Source organism: Pedobacter sp. Bi126, from assembly GCF_918698245.1.
Lineage (GTDB): Bacteria > Bacteroidota > Bacteroidia > Sphingobacteriales > Sphingobacteriaceae > Pedobacter.
The window spans coordinates 73,005-91,178 of record NZ_CAKKMS010000008.1; the positions used below are offsets into that span (position 1 = coordinate 73,005).

At 37.1% G+C, this 18,174-nt stretch carries 17 protein-coding genes; 10 read left to right on the forward strand and 7 right to left on the reverse strand.

Annotation, left to right across the window (positions count from 1 at the left end):
- Positions 1 to 33 precede the first annotated feature (33 nt).
- Positions 34 to 531 carry a YdeI/OmpD-associated family protein gene (locus LQ201_RS23105; RefSeq protein ID WP_230146042.1) on the forward strand — a complete coding sequence of 166 codons (498 nt, stop codon included), beginning with the start codon at positions 34 to 36 and terminating at the stop codon, positions 529 to 531.
- Between the two features lie 377 nt (positions 532 to 908).
- Here LQ201_RS23105 and LQ201_RS23110 read toward each other — a convergent pair whose 3' ends face one another.
- Both LQ201_RS23110 and LQ201_RS23115 read right to left on the reverse strand, forming a co-directional pair.
- Entirely contained in the window at positions 909 to 2,930 is a 2,022-nt protein-coding gene (locus LQ201_RS23110; RefSeq protein ID WP_230146043.1) for a M3 family metallopeptidase, read from the reverse strand.
- A gap of 114 nt (positions 2,931 to 3,044) precedes the next feature.
- Positions 3,045 to 3,584 carry a DUF2892 domain-containing protein gene (locus LQ201_RS23115; RefSeq protein WP_029280631.1) on the reverse strand — a complete coding sequence of 180 codons (540 nt, stop codon included), beginning with the start codon at positions 3,582 to 3,584 and terminating at the stop codon, positions 3,045 to 3,047.
- Positions 3,585 to 3,698: 114 nt separating this feature from the next.
- Here LQ201_RS23115 and LQ201_RS23120 point away from each other — a divergent pair, with 114 nt between their 5' ends.
- The 4 genes from LQ201_RS23120 (at position 3,699) to LQ201_RS23135 (ending at position 6,223) form a co-directional block, all read left to right on the forward strand.
- Positions 3,699 to 4,217 (forward strand): thioredoxin family protein, encoded by a 519-nt coding sequence (locus LQ201_RS23120; RefSeq protein WP_230146044.1) that lies wholly within the window; start codon positions 3,699 to 3,701, stop codon positions 4,215 to 4,217.
- 199 nt (positions 4,218 to 4,416) lie between these two features.
- Positions 4,417 to 5,097: a uracil-DNA glycosylase gene (gene ung / locus LQ201_RS23125; RefSeq protein WP_230146045.1), complete on the forward strand. Its 681-nt coding sequence runs from the start codon at positions 4,417 to 4,419 to the stop codon at positions 5,095 to 5,097.
- The gene (locus LQ201_RS23130) at positions 5,097 to 5,744 is read left to right on the forward strand and encodes an alpha/beta fold hydrolase (RefSeq protein ID WP_230146046.1); all 648 of its coding nucleotides are present in this window, start codon (positions 5,097 to 5,099) and stop codon (positions 5,742 to 5,744) included. Before ung ends, LQ201_RS23130 begins: the two co-directional genes overlap by 1 nt.
- Before the next feature lie 56 nt (positions 5,745 to 5,800).
- Positions 5,801 to 6,223, forward strand: coding sequence for a GxxExxY protein (locus LQ201_RS23135; RefSeq protein ID WP_230146047.1), 423 nt, complete (start codon positions 5,801 to 5,803; stop codon positions 6,221 to 6,223).
- Positions 6,224 to 6,344: 121 nt separating this feature from the next.
- Here LQ201_RS23135 and LQ201_RS23140 read toward each other — a convergent pair whose 3' ends face one another.
- Positions 6,345 to 6,815, reverse strand: coding sequence for an Lrp/AsnC family transcriptional regulator (locus LQ201_RS23140; protein WP_025142637.1), 471 nt, complete (start codon positions 6,813 to 6,815; stop codon positions 6,345 to 6,347).
- Positions 6,816 to 6,942: 127 nt separating this feature from the next.
- On the opposite strand from LQ201_RS23140, the gene LQ201_RS23145 reads away from it, so the two are divergent.
- Together LQ201_RS23145 and LQ201_RS23150 are read left to right on the forward strand one after the other, a co-directional pair.
- A complete protein-coding gene (locus LQ201_RS23145) occupies positions 6,943 to 7,605 on the forward strand; it encodes a metal-dependent transcriptional regulator (protein ID WP_230146048.1) in 663 nt (220 codons plus the stop codon).
- Entirely contained in the window at positions 7,592 to 9,457 is a 1,866-nt protein-coding gene (locus LQ201_RS23150) for an Nramp family divalent metal transporter (protein WP_230146049.1), read from the forward strand. Before LQ201_RS23145 ends, LQ201_RS23150 begins: the two co-directional genes overlap by 14 nt.
- Before the next feature lie 126 nt (positions 9,458 to 9,583).
- Here LQ201_RS23150 and LQ201_RS23155 read toward each other — a convergent pair whose 3' ends face one another.
- On the reverse strand, positions 9,584 to 10,063 hold the full coding sequence (locus LQ201_RS23155) for a redoxin domain-containing protein (RefSeq protein ID WP_230146050.1): 480 nt from the start codon (positions 10,061 to 10,063) through the stop codon (positions 9,584 to 9,586).
- Positions 10,064 to 10,696: 633 nt separating this feature from the next.
- On the opposite strand from LQ201_RS23155, the gene smpB reads away from it, so the two are divergent.
- Complete coding sequence (gene smpB / locus LQ201_RS23160; RefSeq protein ID WP_208745894.1) at positions 10,697 to 11,146, forward strand: SsrA-binding protein; 450 nt, start codon at positions 10,697 to 10,699, stop codon at positions 11,144 to 11,146.
- 204 nt (positions 11,147 to 11,350) lie between these two features.
- Here smpB and LQ201_RS23165 read toward each other — a convergent pair whose 3' ends face one another.
- The 3 genes from LQ201_RS23165 to LQ201_RS23175 form a co-directional block, all read right to left on the reverse strand.
- Complete coding sequence (locus tag LQ201_RS23165) at positions 11,351 to 12,007, reverse strand: protein-L-isoaspartate(D-aspartate) O-methyltransferase (RefSeq protein WP_029279871.1); 657 nt, start codon at positions 12,005 to 12,007, stop codon at positions 11,351 to 11,353.
- A gap of 202 nt (positions 12,008 to 12,209) precedes the next feature.
- The gene (priA, locus tag LQ201_RS23170) at positions 12,210 to 14,690 is read right to left on the reverse strand and encodes a primosomal protein N' (RefSeq protein WP_230146051.1); all 2,481 of its coding nucleotides are present in this window, start codon (positions 14,688 to 14,690) and stop codon (positions 12,210 to 12,212) included.
- Positions 14,690 to 15,076, reverse strand: a complete 387-nt coding sequence (locus LQ201_RS23175) for a DUF423 domain-containing protein (protein WP_029279875.1) — start codon at positions 15,074 to 15,076, stop codon at positions 14,690 to 14,692. Before LQ201_RS23175 ends, priA begins: the two co-directional genes overlap by 1 nt.
- A 90-nt stretch (positions 15,077 to 15,166) precedes the next feature.
- Here LQ201_RS23175 and LQ201_RS23180 point away from each other — a divergent pair, with 90 nt between their 5' ends.
- Positions 15,167 to 16,735, forward strand: coding sequence for a hypothetical protein (locus LQ201_RS23180; RefSeq protein WP_230146052.1), 1,569 nt, complete (start codon positions 15,167 to 15,169; stop codon positions 16,733 to 16,735).
- 31 nt (positions 16,736 to 16,766) lie between these two features.
- Positions 16,767 to 18,173: a DUF5723 family protein gene (locus LQ201_RS23185; RefSeq protein ID WP_230146053.1), complete on the forward strand. Its 1,407-nt coding sequence runs from the start codon at positions 16,767 to 16,769 to the stop codon at positions 18,171 to 18,173.
- The last annotated feature ends 1 nt before the right edge of the window (position 18,174 follow it).

The following is an 18,174-nucleotide window of genomic DNA, read 5'->3' on the forward strand; positions in this document are numbered from 1 at the left end:
TCAAAGCCAATATCTTTATTTAATAGAAAGCCAATGGACACAAAAAAACCGAAACCCTTTACTGCTGAAATCAAGATTATTGGCATCAATCCTTTTGTATTTGTACCGGAAGAAGCATTAAACTATGTTTTCCATCAAGCTGGGAAAGACAAAGGTCAGCTTCCAATTACAATGAAAATTGATGGGCATGAGTTTAAACAAACTTTGGTAAAATATGCGGGCGATTGGCGTTTGTACCTGAATACGCCGATGCGAAAAGCCGCAGGCAAAGCTATTGGAGATACCGCAAGCTTCGAAATTGAATTTGATACTGAAGAACGAACAATAAGGATAAACCCTAAGTTGGAACTGGCTTTAGTAGAAAATAAACAGGCTAGGGATGTATTTGACGGCCTTGCCCCCCATTTACAGAAGGAAATTATACGTTACATTGCCAACCTCAAAACGGAAGAATCGGTAAACCGCAATGTAAAAAAGGCGATTCAGTTTCTTTTGGGTAAAGAAAGATTCATCGGCAGAGATGGACTTTAATGGAAAATAGTACCATAGTTACAACGTTACCAACCTAAGTTTGAACGAACTACTGATTTTGCTTTTATCCATCAGCACAGTCTTGCCTCGGCTTGCCGCCGCCGAAGGGCTCTTTCTTTTTGCTGCCAAAAAGAAACAAAAACCACCGGCTGAAAATTTTTCTTTCGAAGCCAGTGGTAGGGCTAGGACAGTATAGCCCGAAAAATTTGTTAGGCCGGACTTGAGTAAAACGGAGATACAGTACTACGGCCTAGCTATGCGGAAATATATGGGCACTTCAAGGCACTCATTGATATACAGAATAACGTCAATGTTAGCCCTTATTGATTATAGTACAAAGGTCAATTGGTAACTGTCCTTTGTACTATAATTTTGTTTTACAACAATCCGCGTTTTTTAAGCATTGGTTTAATATCAGGATTATGCCCCCTGAAATTAAAGAACATTTTGCCAAGATCTTCGGTATTTCCTTTGGACAGAATCATGTCCCTAAAACGCTGACCATTTGCCCTGGTCAGTCCCCCATTTTCCTGAAACCAAGAAAAGGCATCATTTTCAAGCATAGAAGTCCAGCTATAGGCGTAATAACCTGCGGCGTAGCCATTACTCCAGATATGCAGAAAATAGCTGGAGCGGTAACGTGGCGGTACATACGATAAGTTTAAATTGGTTTTCTTTAAAGCTTCGGCTTCAAATTTGTCGACATCCTGTAATGGTGAACCCGGAGAAATCGTGTGCCACTGCATATCCAGATCGGCTGCTGCCAATGCTTCAGTAAAAATATACCCTTGGTTAAACGAACTCGCCTTTTTAATTTTATCTAATAAAGCTTGTGGCATCTGTGCTCCGGTTTGATAGTGAAGGGCATAATTCTTTAATATTTTTGGATCGGAAGCCCAATGCTCATTAAACTGTGAAGGAAATTCTACATAATCGCGGGCTACGTTTGCACCCGAAAGACTGGGATATTGCTGGTTGGCAAACAGACCATGTAAACCGTGCCCAAATTCATGGAACATGGTTGTAACATCATCAAAACTAATTAATGCTGGTTTTCCGGTCTCGGGTTTGGTAAAATTGCAGACATTATAAATAACCGGTATCGTGCCGAATAGCTTAGATTGGGGAACAAGGTTATCCATCCAGGCACCACCATCTTTATTATCACGCTTATAGTAATCACAATAAAACAAACCTAGCTGTTTTCCGTCTTTGTCTATCACATCAAAAACACGAACATCTTCCTGGTAAACAGGTAAATCTTTACGTTCTTTAAAAGTAATGCCGTAAAGTTGTGTTGCAGCATAAAAAACACCGTTAATGAGTACTTTATTTAACTCGAAATAGGGTTTAACCTCGTTTTCATCTAAATCGAATTTTGCTTTGCGAACTTGCTCGGCATAATAGTCCCAATCCCAGGGGGCTAATTTAAAGCCACCTTTTTGCTGATCAATTACGGCTTGTATATCCGCCGCTTCACTTTTTGCTTTAGCGGTAGCAGCCGGAATAACTTTACTAAAAAAATCTTCAACTGCTTCGGGTGTTTTAGCCATCTGATTTTGTAATTTCCAAGACGCATAATTTTTAAAGCCAAGCAATGCAGCCTGAGCAGAACGGATCTGCGCAATTCTTGAAATTATTTTACGGGTATCATTTGCATCACCTTTTTCAGCCCTGTTCCATGATTTATTAAAAAGTTCTTCTCGCTTGGCACGATCAGCCATTGATTGCAATTCGGGTTGTTGGGTAGTATTTTTTAAACCTTTGCCTGCTGCCTGCAATTGTGCGGTAAACTTTGCGCTCAAGGTAGCTTCTTCTTTGTTCAGTTCTTTAAGCTTGCCTTTGTCAGCATCAGATAGCTTTGCTCCTGCCAGTTCAAATTTTTGGCAATAATACTCCAGTAAGCGCAAGGATTCGGCATCCAGTTTCAGCTGATTCTTCTGTTTGTAAAGGGTTTCTACGCGGTTAAAAAGTTTGGTATTTAAATAGATGGCATCGGTATTTGCAGTTAATTTAGGGGCTTCCTCTTCTTTAACCTTTTGCAATTCGGGATTGGTATTGGCTCCTGTAAGCAGGTTAAAAACCATACTTGTCCGGTTCAGCAGTTGTCCGCTTTTTTCGATGGCCAGAATGGTATTTTCAAAGCTGGGTGCATCAGTCTGATCAGCAATTTTCTGGATTTCATTCATCTGCTGTTTCATCCCTTCCTCCAGTGCGGGTTTAAAATCGCCGTTTTTAATTTTGCCGAAGGCAGGCGCCTGAAAGGCAAGTTCGCTTGCTTTAAAAAAAGGATTAGCCGATGAGAAGCTTTCATTGCTTTCTTCAGCATCTTTTTTGTTATTGCAAGCACCTAGAATGGCAAAGAAGGCCAGCATCGGTAAATAAGATACTTTTTTCATGAATATTTAAAGTTAGTTATCCATAAAAATAGTAATTTATACAGTGTAATTTTCAACAAACAAAATTGAGCTGAAACAAAAAAGCCATTCCGGTTAAGAAATGGCTTTAAAATTTTATCTGTAACGAACTTGCTGCTGCTTGTCCATCATGCCCATCTGATCCTTCATTTGTTTAATCTGATCGGCCAGTAATTTATTTTTATCCGCTTTTTTCGCTTCAGCAAGATACATGGTTGCTTCGCGTTTGTTACGCTTAGCCATTGCAATACCCGCTAAACTTAATTTTGCTAAAGCAATGTTATGATCCATTTGCATACCTAATGCAAGCGACTTTTTGAAATACTTCTCACTTTGCATCGGCGCTGTTCTGCTTTCAATTAATCCGATCAATAAATTATAATAACCATGTTGAACTTTGATCAACTGCGTTTCGTAATTGGTAATCCGATCTAAAAACATTTTTGCTTTAGGCATGTTATCTTTTCTAAGAAACCATTGTGCTAAAAGCATGTTCTCATTAAAGAAATAAGTTACAAGTACAATTATTCCCAATAAAATGGCAACAATGCCCCATGGCCAAAAGCCGAAGATAAATAAAGCTACTGCGCCACCCAGTAAAGCAAACCCCGCAATTAATCTGATAATATTTGGCATAAATTTTATTCTAATTATTTTTTTTGCAAATATCGTGTTTAAATGGCAGAAATTAGATTTTAAAACAATAATTTCATTAAAAATTTAAAAGCTCACAAAAACCGTCTCTTAAATATGAAAATCCTATTATCCATCACCCTAATCGTACTTGCAATGAATGTTTCTGCACAGGAAGTTAATAAAAAAATCCACGATCAAGTCCACAATAAAGATATTCTGATTAACGCCTGTACGCGTGAAGGAATTACCGCTTTTCCTGAGTTTAAAGAAATGTATGATCCACTTTATGCGGCGTATGTACCGGATGCAGCAACCATGATCGAACTGAAAAAACTGGTTAAAAACGAAAAAATAAAAATTGTTTTGGGCACCTGGTGCGGCGATAGCAAAGCAAACGTACCAAACTTTCTTAAAATTTTAGATGCCTTACACTTTAAAGGGAAAAACGTAGAAATTATTGCAGTAGATGGAAATAAAAAGGCTGAAAACGGCATCCTAGACGGCCTGGATATTGTAAGGGTACCAACATTTATTGTTCTTGATAAAAAAGGAAAAGAACTGGGACGGATTATAGAGGGACCAAAAACAACGCTCGAGGGTGATTTACTGGCGATATATAAGAAGAAATCTTAAACTTTTTAAGAAGATTTTGGTTCATAGTTTAATGGTCCATGGTCGATGGCCAAGGAGTTCAGACCTAATAGCTTAATACTTACGGACTCAGTTTAATAATTTATAGATAACGGCCCATGGTCTAAACTGAACACCCAAACCATTGACCATAAACTATCAAACCATCAACCATATTACATAAACATCTTACATAAAAAACATGTCTGCAGCATTAGAACCAGGTTGGTTAGCCGTTTTAGAGGAAGAATTTGAAAAAGACTACATGAAAAGCCTTAAATCTTTTTTACAGGAGGAGAAAAACAAAGGAGCCACGGTTTACCCAAAAGGTACTGATATTTTCAACGCATTAAATACCACACCATTTGACCAGGTAAAGATCGTGATTTTAGGTCAAGACCCCTATCATGGTGCTGGCCAGGCGCATGGCCTGTCATTTTCAGTACAACGCGGTGTAGCCGTTCCACCCTCGTTAAAAAACATTTACAAAGAGCTGGAAACTGATATTGAAGATTTTAAAACACCAAACCATGGGAACTTAACGCATTGGGCAGAACAAGGCGTATTGTTGTTAAATGCAACTTTAACCGTTCGTGCTTCGGAAGCAGGCTCGCATCAAAACCGTGGCTGGGAAATTTTCACTGATGAAATTATTAAAGCTCTATCTCAAAAACGCGAACATATCGTATTTCTGTTGTGGGGTAAATATGCGCAACAAAAAGCGGCTTTAATTGATCAGAAAAAACATTATGTACTTACGGCTGCCCATCCATCACCATTTTCGGCCTACAATGGCTTCTTTGGATCGAAACACTTCTCTAAAGCAAATCAGCTTTTAGTACAGAACAACTTAAGCCCTATCGACTGGAACTTACCAGCCTAATGAATACTTACTTTATCAGCGGTTTAGGTGCCGATAAAAGGATTTTTTCTAAGCTAAAGCTTAATGAAAACATCAATATGATTCATATCGATTGGATTAGTCCGAATAAAAACGAATCATTAGCTTCTTACGCCGAACGATTAAGTAAGGTGATTGACTTAAGCCAACCATTTGCTTTGGTTGGCGTTTCTTTTGGAGGGATGATTGCAGTGGAAATGGCCAAATTACTAAAACCTGCAACAACGATTATCATTTCGAGCACCATGTTAAGCACTCATCTGCCAGCATTATACCGTTTCGCAGGCAAGCTAGGTCTACTGAAATTTATCCCCGCTCAGTTTTTAAAATCATCGAACAAGCTCACTCAAAATTATTATTTCGGTACGCGTTCCAGTAGCGAGAAAACTTTGTTGAGCAAAATTATAAAAGATACCGATCCTTATTTTTTGAAATGGGCAATAGGGAGTATTTTAAGCTGGAAAAATAAAATCAGACCTAAAAACATCTACCATATCCACGGTACCAATGATAAAATTTTGTATTCGAAAATTGCTCAGCCAGATTTTGTGATTAAAAACGGAACACACTTTATGGTTTATCAAAATGCTGATGAAATTTCTGGAATTATTGATAAATTGCTCTTGTAATTCTACCAACTAACGAATTACTTAAAAATCATCCTAAAAACATTATTAACTAATTAATGGATTTTATTGTGATCAATAAAACTTTTCTCGACCAATTAGAATACAAGGTTACAGGTGCTTGTATAGAAGTAAATAGAATTCTCGGCCCTGGCCTTCTCGAAAGTGTTTACCAGAAGTGCTTAATGAGAGAACTACAGCTACAAAACATAAATTTTACTACTGAACATCCTATTATACTTTCTTATAAGGATGTGCTACTAAACACAGAGCTCAAGGTAGATTTGGTGATTGAAAACTGCCTGGTATTAAAACTAAAAGCAGTTGAGCGTATATTACCCATTCATGAAGCACAGATTTTAACCTATATGAAATTACTAAAAATACCAAAAGGATTATTGATCAATTTCAATTCGACCAATATAGTTCATAACGGAAAAAAGAGTTTTGTTAATGAATTTATGTACGATATAAACCCTTAAACATAAAAGCATGAACGCCCAACTTAGATGATCTCAGGTGGCTTAGGTGGAAAAAAAATAGTGGACCACCTTAGTCACCTCAGGACACCTTAGCATTTTAGGTTGCCGTAATTACTTAGTGTTAATACTCCAAAGGCACAATTGGTTCTTTTTTCGTGGTCGACATAATCATCATCGTTTGGAAAGTTTTAACCACAGAAATCTTACTGATTTTATCCATGATTAAACGTTCGTACGCTTTAATGTCTTTCACATAAACCTTTAACAAAAAATCGGCCTGACCAGTAACGTGGTGACACTCCGTGATTTCCTTGATTTGATTTACTTCATCCAAAAAGATCTGAATGGTGTTATTTTTATGAAAATCGAGTTGAATCTGAATAAAGGTTTTTATACCTAAACCCAGTTTTTCTTCATCTACCAAGGCATGATAACTTTTAATATATCCAGCCATTTCAAGCTTGCGTACACGCTCTAAAGTTGGTGCAGGTGATAAACCAATTTCTTGGGATAAAAGCAAGTTGGTAATTCTTCCATTCTCTTGAAGAATTCTTAAAATTTTAAAGTCAATTTTATCTAATTCAGATGCCATATGGTGTTAAAGGTATTTGAGAATACAAACATAACCAAATTATATTCTAAATTTTAACATAATTTATCATATATATTTTAAATAAAAATTTTTAGATTTACCTAAAAATAAAATTAGATAAACATAAATGCAAAGTTACACGGAAGAGAACTATCTAAAGACTATTTACCATCTGGCAGAGAAAACTACAAACGTTCAAACCAATGCCATTGCCGAGCAAATGCAAACCAAACCGGCATCTGTAACCGACATGATTAAGAAATTAGCTGAGAAGGGCTTAGTTGATTATATTAAATACCAAGGCGTTACTTTAACCGAAACAGGAAAAAATACAGCGATAGATATTGTACGTAAACATCGCTTATGGGAAGTTTTTCTGGTTGATAAATTAAACTTTAAGTGGGATGAGGTACATGATGTGGCTGAAGAGTTGGAACATATTAAATCAATTGAACTGATTGAAAGATTAGACGAGTTTTTAGGCTTTCCGAAAGCCGATCCTCATGGCGACCCCATTCCCGATAAAAACGGAAGATTTGCCAAAACCCAGTTTATTAAATTAATCGAACTAAAAATAGGTGATCATGGCACCATTACCGGTGTTACCCAACATAGCTCGGCATTTTTAAAACATTTGGAGAAACTAGGCTTAACCTTAGGTAAAAAAATCCAGATCAGCGATGTGACCGATTTCGATGGTTCAGTAGAAATCCTGTTATCCGGTAAACAAATTAATATTAGTAGAGAAGTTGCAAAACATATTTTAATCAGCAGTAATGGCAAAAACTGAATCGTTAAGTGAAGTACATCAAAGTGTAAATACAGATAAAAGAAAAGGCTGGAGAAGAATTTTAGCTTTCATTGGTCCTGCTTATTTAATTAGTGTTGGCTACATGGATCCAGGCAACTGGGCAACCGATTTAGCAGGTGGCAGTAAATTCGGTTACCAATTAATTTGGGTTTTACTGATGTCGAATCTCATTGCGTTACTTTTACAATCGTTAAGTGCCCGCTTGGGGATAGTAAGGGGACTGGATTTAGCACAGGCTTCTAAACAAGCTTATCCGCGCTGGGCCAATATTCCATTATTTGGCTTAGCACAAACCGCAATTATAGCCTGCGATTTAGCCGAAATTATCGGGATGGCCATTGGTTTACAGCTCCTTTTTGGATTGCCATTAATCTGGGGTATTTCAATTACCATTTTCGACACCATTTTATTGCTCTTTTTACTCAATAAAGGTATGCGCGCCATGGAAGGTTTTATCGTTTCGATGGTTTTTATTGTCGGAATTTCCTTTCTGGTTGAAATGTTTATTGTAGAACCCTCGCTTAAAGAAGTGGCCAAAGGTTTTGAACCCTCTATACTAAATGGTGATGCGCTTTATATTGCTATTGGGATTATTGGTGCTACGGTGATGCCACATAACCTATATCTGCATTCATCTTTAGTACAAACCAGGAAGATTGAGCGCAGCAATAAAGGAATTAAGGAGGCCTTAAAATTTAACCTCATTGACACAACGGTTGCATTAAACCTTGCTTTTTTTGTTAATGCCGCCATACTGATTCTTGCTGCAGCTGCTTTTTATAAAAATGGATTGCACGAGGTAGCCGAAATTCAGGATGCACATAAACTTCTTTCCAATATTTTCGGCGATGTTGCCCCAACCCTATTTGCGATAGCGTTAATCGCCGCCGGACAAAGCTCTACTGTTACCGGAACTTTAGCTGGACAGATTATTATGGAAGGTCACATTAACTTAAGGATTCAACCTTGGTTACGGCGCATGATTACACGTCTTTTGGCTATTATTCCTGCATTTTTCACTATATTACATTATGGCGAAAATGCACTTGGTGGCTTGTTGGTATTGAGTCAGGTGGTATTAAGTTTGCAATTGGGTTTTGCCATTATTCCATTAATTCATTTTACATCAGATAAAAAACTGATGAAAGATTTTGCAATTAAACCCTGGGTTAAAGTATTGGCATGGGCAAGTGCTTTAGCTATTATCGCATTGAATGTTAAACTGGTAATTGAAGAGATAAGTGGCTGGGCAAAAGAGGCTAACACCTGGTGGATTTATGTGATTGTAATACCGGCATTAATCCTAATCGTTTTACTCCTGCTTTATGTTTTCTTCCACCCATTATTAGAAGAGAAAAGGAATGCTTCAAAACAGCTTGTACCACATGGAAATGCTTTGGATATTGGAAAAATAGACAAAATCAGTTATAAGCGGATTGGAATTGCTGTAGATTTCTCTAAAAACGATCGAAACACCATCAGGCATGCTTTAATTCAGGGTGGTAAAGAGGCACACTATTACCTTATCCATATCGTAGAAACTGCTGCAGCCCGCTATCTTGGCAATGAAGTAATGGACCATGAAACGCAGAGTGATGCTGCAAACCTGGAGAAATACAGGGCTAATCTGGAAGATCTTGGATATGATTCTACGCCTTTTATTGGTTTTGGAAGTACCGGTAAAGCCATAGCCGATATCAGCAACAGAAATGAGATGGAGCTATTGGTAATGGGTGCGCATGGTCATAAAGGCTTAAAAGACCTTATTTTCGGCACTACGGTTGATTCTGTACGGCATAAGGTAAATATTCCGGTTTTGATTATCCGGTAAAATTTAGACTTGTCCTTTAGCTTATAACTTACTCATTGTTGTAATATAATTAACCACAGATCAAAAGGATAAACACTGATATCAAAATCCGTGCTTATCAGTATAATCTGTGGCTAAAAAATAAGATTATTTACCTACTACCGTCATTAGCTTTTTTACGCCACCATCTCCCGATTGGTACATCAGCAATTTACCAGTTGAAGAATATAAGTACATTGATGGGTATTGTTTTGGCAAAAAGGTTGGGATAAACATGCGTTTTTTGTCCTGCAATACCAATACATTGGGCTTGGTGTTTAAACCTTTGGCGTAAGAATTGAAAAACTGCGGAATGATATAGCCCTCATCCATGGTAATCATGTAAATATTAACATCTTTAAACTTGGCGTAATTGGTGTTCAGGTTTTTACTTTCCCTCTGGCAATGCTCACAAGTACAATCAAATAAGATAAAAAGGTTCTTTTTTCCCTGTTTAATATCATTATTTGAAAATGGTTTTCCATCCAGTTTGTAAAAAGTGAATTGTGGCAATAAAGTAGGTTGCTGTGCTTTTACCTGAAAAGTAACGGTTAACAATAAGATTAAAAGTAGGTTCCTGAATTTCATTTTTGAGATTTAAAGTCCAAACTTAAACGAATAAATACGAACATAATAATATATCCTTAGCTTTTACAAACAGATGAACATTTTTATTGATTCCTAACCTGGGGTTTTAGTTTAAAAATCGTCGTCATCTCGACTGAAGCGCAGTCCCGAACTTTCGGGAGAGAGATCTATCGAGACAGATTTAGCTTCGCTGAGCCTTCGGGTTCTCGACTGCGTTGCACTTCGCTCGAAATGACGACCTCTTACCACTTCTCCCATAAAACAAGAGCCTGGTTGGCGGATGAAAGGGCTAAGCAGGGGCCATTCTTATCTATGGGCGGGATGAAGGGCTTGAGTCTCTTGCACGGGCCCATCTTAAATAAACCTGATTGACGCGGAAACCAAAAGCTTTTTCTGCTTTTGTTGGAGCAAAAGCAGGACTGAGGCTGCCAAAAGAACTGTCCATACATTTCCAAATCATAAGACCCTAAAAAATATTGCAGTTTGCGTAAAAAATAAACTGTGACCGCTACAAGCCTTAACTTAATGTGATTAAAACTAAATTATCACATCAATTTTTAGGATATTTGCAATCCGGCATATATATTTTATGCCATTGCCGAATATTACAACAACATATACTTTATTACAATTTTGAAAAACGACATCAACATAAAGAATAAAAGAGCATATTTCGACTACAATCTTTTAGATAAATACGTAGCAGGGATTGCCCTTTTAGGAACTGAAATAAAAGCAATCAGACAAGGTAAAGCCAATATGACCGATGCATTTTGCATGTTTATTGGGGGGAACCTTTATGTACGCAACCTTCATGTTTCGGAATACTCACACAGTTCTTTCTATCATCACGATATTAAACGCGACCGCGCCTTATTACTGCAGAAGAAAGAAATTAGAAAATTAAAGCTTAAAGGCGAAGAAAAAGGTTATACCATAGTTCCATTGCGCATTTTTATCAACGAAAGAGGTTTCGCTAAAATAGAAATTGCACTGGCTCAAGGTAAAAAAGAATTCGACAAACGCGATAGCATTAAAGATAGAGATACCAAACGTGAGTTAGATAGAGCGATGAAGAGATAGGTTAGTTTGGAGTTGAGGGTTTAGAGTTTGGAGCTATTTTTCGTGGTGTCAGATATTCTTATCTGACACTAAATCTATTTTTGCGCTTTATTCACCTAATAGTCAATCGTTTCTTAATATACTTATTAGTCAGATGGTAACATCTGACTGCACATTTAAAATTAGGAGTTTAATTTTTACTTAAACTCCTATCTCCAAACTTGTTTACCACGCTTGGTCGCCCACTAAAGGCACAAACCTAAAGGTATCCAACACAATTTTTTCGTAGTCGGTTTCACTTACGCGGATGACAGTAACCATTTTCTGGGTTTTCTCATCTCCTACCGGAATGACCAGAATGCCACCTATTTTTAATTGCTTTAATAAGATTTCTGGAACCAAAGGAGCACCAGCGGTAACGATTATTTTGTCGTACGGTGCATGAGCAGCAATTCCTTTCGAGCCATCACCACAGTAAAAAGTAGGCCGGTAGCCCATTCCAGGTAAAACCTGAATGGTTCTGTTGTAGATATTCTCTTGTCTTTCGATGGTAAAAACATTTGCGCCCAGTTCCATTAAAATACAGGTTTGATAGCCTGAACCCGTTCCGATCTCGAGTACCTTATCTCCTTTTTTAATGTGTAGCAGTTCACTTTGGTAAGCAACCGTATAAGGCTGGGATATAGTTTGCCCATCACCTATTGGAAAAGCAATATCTTTGTAGGCTTGGTTCCAAAAAGTTTCATCAAAAAAGAAATGACGTGGAACTTTACCTATGGCTGTTAACACATTTTCATCTTCAATTCCGCGAGATTTTAACAACTCAACCAGTTTTTTTCTCGCTCCACGTTCCCGGTAATTATCAACAAATTTATACGCCATGAGCTTCAAAATTAGCTTTTTTTAACGGGGGATACAATGATTAAATGAGAGATTGTTTCAATTATTGGGTTATTAAATAATGATTACCTGAGTTAGAGAATGATACATTATCCACATCTGAGAAGGATTGAATGAGCGAATTATTGAATGAGAGATTGAACAAACCCATCCAATCATTCAAAATTCAGTCATTCACTCATTTCTAATACGGATCCACATCTATTTGAGTAAAAATGCCTTTAAATTCTTTGGTAGCGTTAAATTGAGTCAGGGTTTCTCTCAATGCATCTTTAACTTTTTGAATGGCAGTATGCTTATCAGCCTTGATAATGATCTGTTTGATATAAAGATTGCGAACACGACTTACCAGAGGTTGCTCTGGACCTAAAACCCGTTTGCCAAATTTTCCTTTAAGGATATTTGCAAGCGTGAATGCCGCATGATCCAGTACATGAGAATCTTTATGTTTTACATACAAGAATATCATTCTGGAAAAAGGCGGATATAAAAATTTTTCCCGTTCTACGATTTCGTCGTTGTACATGCCTTCATAATCGTTGTTTACCACTTGCTTGATAATACGGTTTTCGGCATCGTAAGTCTGAATACAGACATTCCCTTGATCAGCCCTTCTCCCTGCCCTACCTGCAACCTGCGCCAATAACTGGAAACTCCTTTCGTAGGCACGGAAATCAGGATAACCTAAAAGCGTATCGGCATTAATTACCCCAATAAGGTTCAGGTTATCGAAGTCCAGCCCTTTAGCTACCATTTGTGTGCCGATTAAAATGTCGGTTTTCTTTTCTTGAAAATCGTTTAAGATCTGTTGGAGCCCATTTTTTGTCCTTGTACTATCCATGTCCAACCGGGCAATGGTAACTTCAGGGTAAAGCAACCTGAGTTCTTCTTCAATACGCTCAGTACCAAATCCTTTTTGCTCTACATGCACCGAACCACAGGCCGGACAGATATTTACGCTACTTTGTTGATAGCCACAATAATGGCAATGTAATTTACCACTGCTTTTATGATAGGTTAAACTTACATCGCAGTTTACACATTTTGGAGTATAACCACAGGTAGCACAGATCAGGATAGTAGCATATCCTCTTCTGTTCTGAAATAACACAATCTGTTCCTTTTTAGAAAGCGCCAGATCGATATCTTTTATCAATACACTCGAAAAATACGAGCTCATTGTTTTTTTCTTCGTTTCTTCCGAAATACTTACCACCTGCTGGTTTGGAAGCTGAACACCACCGAAACGTTCTTTCATCTCTACAAGTCCATATTTACCTTGTAAAGCATTATAATAGCTCTCAAGTGATGGTGTGGCAGAGCCTAAAACCACTTTGGCCTGATGCAGATAACCTAAATAAATGGCCGCATCTCTTGCCTGGTAGCGTGGTGCAGGATCGTATTGTTTGTAAGATGGTTCGTGTTCCTCATCAACAACAATTAATTTAAGGTGTTGAAAAGGAAGAAAAACGGCTGAGCGAGCACCAAGAATTACCTTGTAGGCGCCTGTCCGCACTTTATTCCAGATTTCTACCCTTTCGCTATTATTGAATTTAGAATGGTACACCCCGATCGAATTTCCAAAATAACGCTTAATCCGTTCTACAATCTGTGTCGTTAAGGCAATTTCGGGCAACAGGAACAATACCTGACCATCTGTATCTTGAATAATCTTTTCAATCAGCTTGATATAAACCTGTGTTTTTCCAGATGCGGTAACACCATGCAGCAAAACCACCTCCTTCTCTTCAAAATATTGATTAATCTGACTCAATGCCTTCTGTTGCCCTTCGTTCAGTTCGAAATTCACACTGAATTCTTCATCGTTAGCGGCCAGGCGACTAACCGGCCTTTTCATCACCACAAAAATATCTTTGTCGGTTAAAGCTTTTAATGCTGTTGGTCCACAATTACTTTCCTCTAAAAGCTGCTCTTTAGAGATCGGAAGATTTGATTTTTGCAGTTTCAGGTAAGCCAATAAAGCGTCTAATTGTTTAGGTGCCCTATCCAAAACATTAAAAAGCTGTTTCAGATTTTCTTCATCACTATAAAAATCATTTAATATGATGAACGATTTAAGTAAAGGTTTATATTTTTGCACCACCTCCTCAGCTACGAGAATCAATTCTTTATCGAGCAAATGATTGATGATCGGATATACTGTTTTCTGTCCAAGGAGCTTGGAAACATCATTAACAGTAAGTTTCTGTTGCTGTTTCAGTGCATTGATAATGATTTCTTCCTTATCGGTAAGTTCGGTATCTTCATTGTAATCTTCGCGAAGAATCAAGATCGTTTCGCTGGCCAGTTTTAAACTTGCTGGCAAAGCAGCCGCCATTACATCACCTTCATTGCACATGTAATAATTGGTCATCCATGTCCAGAATTTAAGCTGCATGGGTGTAATTACAGGCTCAGTATCTACTACATCGATAATATATTTTGCCTCATAAACCGTTGGGGGTACAGTGCTGATGCCGCTAATTAAAGCGGTATAAATTTTATGCTTTCCAAACTGAACAACCACACGTTTTCCGACGGCAACCTGATCGTTTAAATCGAAAGGTACCCGATAAGTATAGTTTTTCGCCAAAGATAATGGCAAAATAACTTCAACAAAAAGTGTTTCTCTTTCTGCAAAAATATCATTTTCGAAAGTATTCATTATTTATCTTTAAATGCTGCAAAAAAGAGCATTATCCATCCCAATACAAATAAAAGCCCACCAATTGGCGTTATTGGACCAATAAATTCAGTAAATCCTAAATGCGATATGCTTCGGGTAGCCAATAAATATAACGACCCTGAAAAAAGGATAATCCCAAACGTGAAGCAGAAATAAGCGATATTAATGAGCTTGTTTCTGTAACGTGCAAAGGTAGAAAGGTACAATAGTGCAAATGTATGATAGAACTGATAATCAACACCTTTTTGCCAAATTTCTAATGATGGCCCATCAATTAGGGCCTTTAGGCCATGAGCACCAAATGCACCCAGCAGAACAGCAACAGCACCAAAAAAAGAAGCAGTAAGGATTATTCGTTTATTCATAGTTATTTGCTAGTAGCAATCGCTAAATTAATAAATTGACAAAGAACTTCTCACTAATCAATGTAATAAATTAAATTTGTTGCACAGCAGATGAAAAAAATCGTAATTCTAATAAGTGCATTATTTTTAGGTGTAGCCTTTATGGCCTACGTCTATTTTTCGAAATTGGGAATTGATAATGATGCGAAAGATCTGGCGCTGCAATCGGCAACCAATAATGCCGCATTGGTATTTTCTTTTCAGAACGATAAAGGTTTTTACGACATCATTGAAGGGCAACAGCTTATCCAACAGGTTTTAGGGAAGGATAAAATGAACCTGTTAAAACAGCTAAAAACAAGTATCATCGACGATAATCTGCTAAACAGATACCTGAAAGATCAGCAGGTTTATATTAGTGTACTGCCCGACTCGAACAAAACCCTGAACTTCTTAATCACCGTACAGATACAACGTGATAATGACATCAAAAAATTTTACGAACAGTTAAAATTAAAAAAAGCGATTAGCGAAAAGGCTAAAGACCTATACACGGTGAAGCTCAATGACAGCTTATCGGTTTATTTAGGCGTTCATGACCAGGTATTAACAGCTTCAACATCGCTCAAACTGATCAATGATGCCAATGTACGTTTAACAGAAAATCCCTTTACCGAATATATTAAGCAGAATAACCGTCAAATTAAAAATGTGCTCACCCATGTTTATATCAATTTTAACCAGGCGCCCTTACTACTCAAAAATATTATAGCCGGCAACATTAATGGAGAAATTTCAATTTTTAATAAACAGAACAGTTTTGCCGTGCTTAATTATAATTTCAGTAAAGAAAAAATCCTTTTCAGCGGCAATACAGAGTTAAAAGATCAGTATAACTACCTTAAACTATTCGAAAATACCACTGCACAAAATACATCTATCCAAAATATCCTGCCTGATAATACAGCAAACTATGCACTTTATGCCTATGATGATTACGGTAAATGGCTCAAAAAGTTGAATGGTTGGCAGGAACAAACGAAAATACTTCCCAAAACCAATGCGGTAATAAAAAAGGTAAAAGATGAATACAGAACAGATTTAAATCTGATTTTTACTACTTATACTAAAAATCAATTTATTCTTTTTCAGTTAAGCACCAGCGAAAAACTGGGTGCAATTATATTATCAGATGGGGAAAAAGTAAAACAGTTGTTGCTTGATGTAAGTGCAGATTACAATGAAGAGATTAAGCTCTTTAAATCGTCTGATATCCTATATAGTTACTTTGGCGAACCATTTAAAAAATTCAGCAGGCCATATTATACTATTGTAGATAATAACTTGGTTGTGGCCAATAATGCGAGTACAGTTCAATCATTTTTAAATGATTATAAGCATAACAGGCTCTTAATACAGACCCCACAATATTTAGATGCAGTAAACCAGATTTCAACTACTTCGAATGTGAGTTATTACATCAACACCAAAAATTCGGCAGATATTTTCAGGAACAATATTCAGCTTCCATTTTATAAACATTTGAGGGCCGATAGCGGTTTAAAAAATTTCGATACTTTTTATTACCAAATGAGTGCAGACAAAAACAAGTTTATCACTAACTTGCTTTTAAACAAATATTTAAAGCCAGAAATACCAGATTCGTTAAGTAACCGTTAATAAGGAAACAAGCCCAGAAAAACTATTTTACATGAAGAAACTTTTACTTGCGTTACTGGCATTAGCCAGCTTCGGGGTTGCAAATGCACAACAATATGCACTTTTTGGCACCAAAACAATGTTTGATGCCTTCGAAAACCCATCTCAAAAATCTTTCACCCTGGATTCATCGCGAAGATTTTCTTCCAATTTTTTCCTGCCCTATTTTGGAACAAATGCCATTAACAAAGGAAGCTCTAAATTTGCGATAAGAAAATTAACACAGGAAGGTGTTTTTGATACAAGAAGTTTACCGATTGGTACCGGAGAAGTGAACCATTTTTTCGAAAACAGCAATATTTATGTAGCTGCATTCAGACTTTTCAAATCTTATAAGTATCAAAAGGAGATGGGTTTTTCGTGGCAGATCAGGTCTGATGCACATATAGATTACACAAATGAAAGTCTTGCTATTTTCGATTCTTTTGAAAGATTTAACAAAGGACAGCAATATACCGGAATATTCGATTCTAAAGGGTATGAACAAAGTTACCATCAGTTTAGCTTTACCTACAGGGAAAACTGGGACAAGAGGCTTGCTTTTGGGCTAAAGGCGAGTTTATTGAGCGGAATTTTATACAACAAACTCGATATAGCTGATTCTTATTTATTTATTGATCCAGCTGCTTCTGCATTATTGATCGGACTGAATGGTAACTACTCGAGCAATTTTTCTGATTTTGACGAGGTAAACAAGAAAAACTTCTTTCCCAATTTTAAAAATCCTGGCGTATCATTAAGTTTTGGAACGAATTATACCACTAAAAAAGGCTTGTTTTTAATGGCCAATATTAAAGATTTAGGTTTTATCTGGTGGCGGAGCAACACACAGCGCACTACGATAAATCAATCTAAAATAATTGAAAATCTAGAGGATCAATCTAATACCAACCAGGAAATAAAGGACATTTTTCTGCTTTCTGAACAGAGCAAAAAGTTTTTAGCACCTACCAATGCCAAACTGGATATTTATCTATCTAAACGCTATGGATTTTACAAACCAGGGTTGGCCGTTTCGAAAAATCTGTTTTACAAAGGTGGAGATATTGCTTTTGTAAATACTTTTATTGCTAATGATTTTTCGGGAAGTATTACCCCATTGTATAACTTAAACGGTGTTTTTATGGTTGGACTGCAGGCAAAATACCAAACTCCGAATTTCGAATTATTTATAGGCACCGACAATTTAATGGCTACCAGTTTCCAAACCATGGGCATGATTAAAAATGATGCTACGGTAGGCAGCGGTCCAAATGGCGCTTCTTTTTATATGGGTGTGGGCATCAAATTCGGTAACGTGGTTAACCATCCGCAGTTTGCCGACGTAATACCTGGCATAAATGATAATGAAGGCGGAAGTTTTTTTAAAAGTTTGTTTTCGATCTTTAAAAGAAGATAAC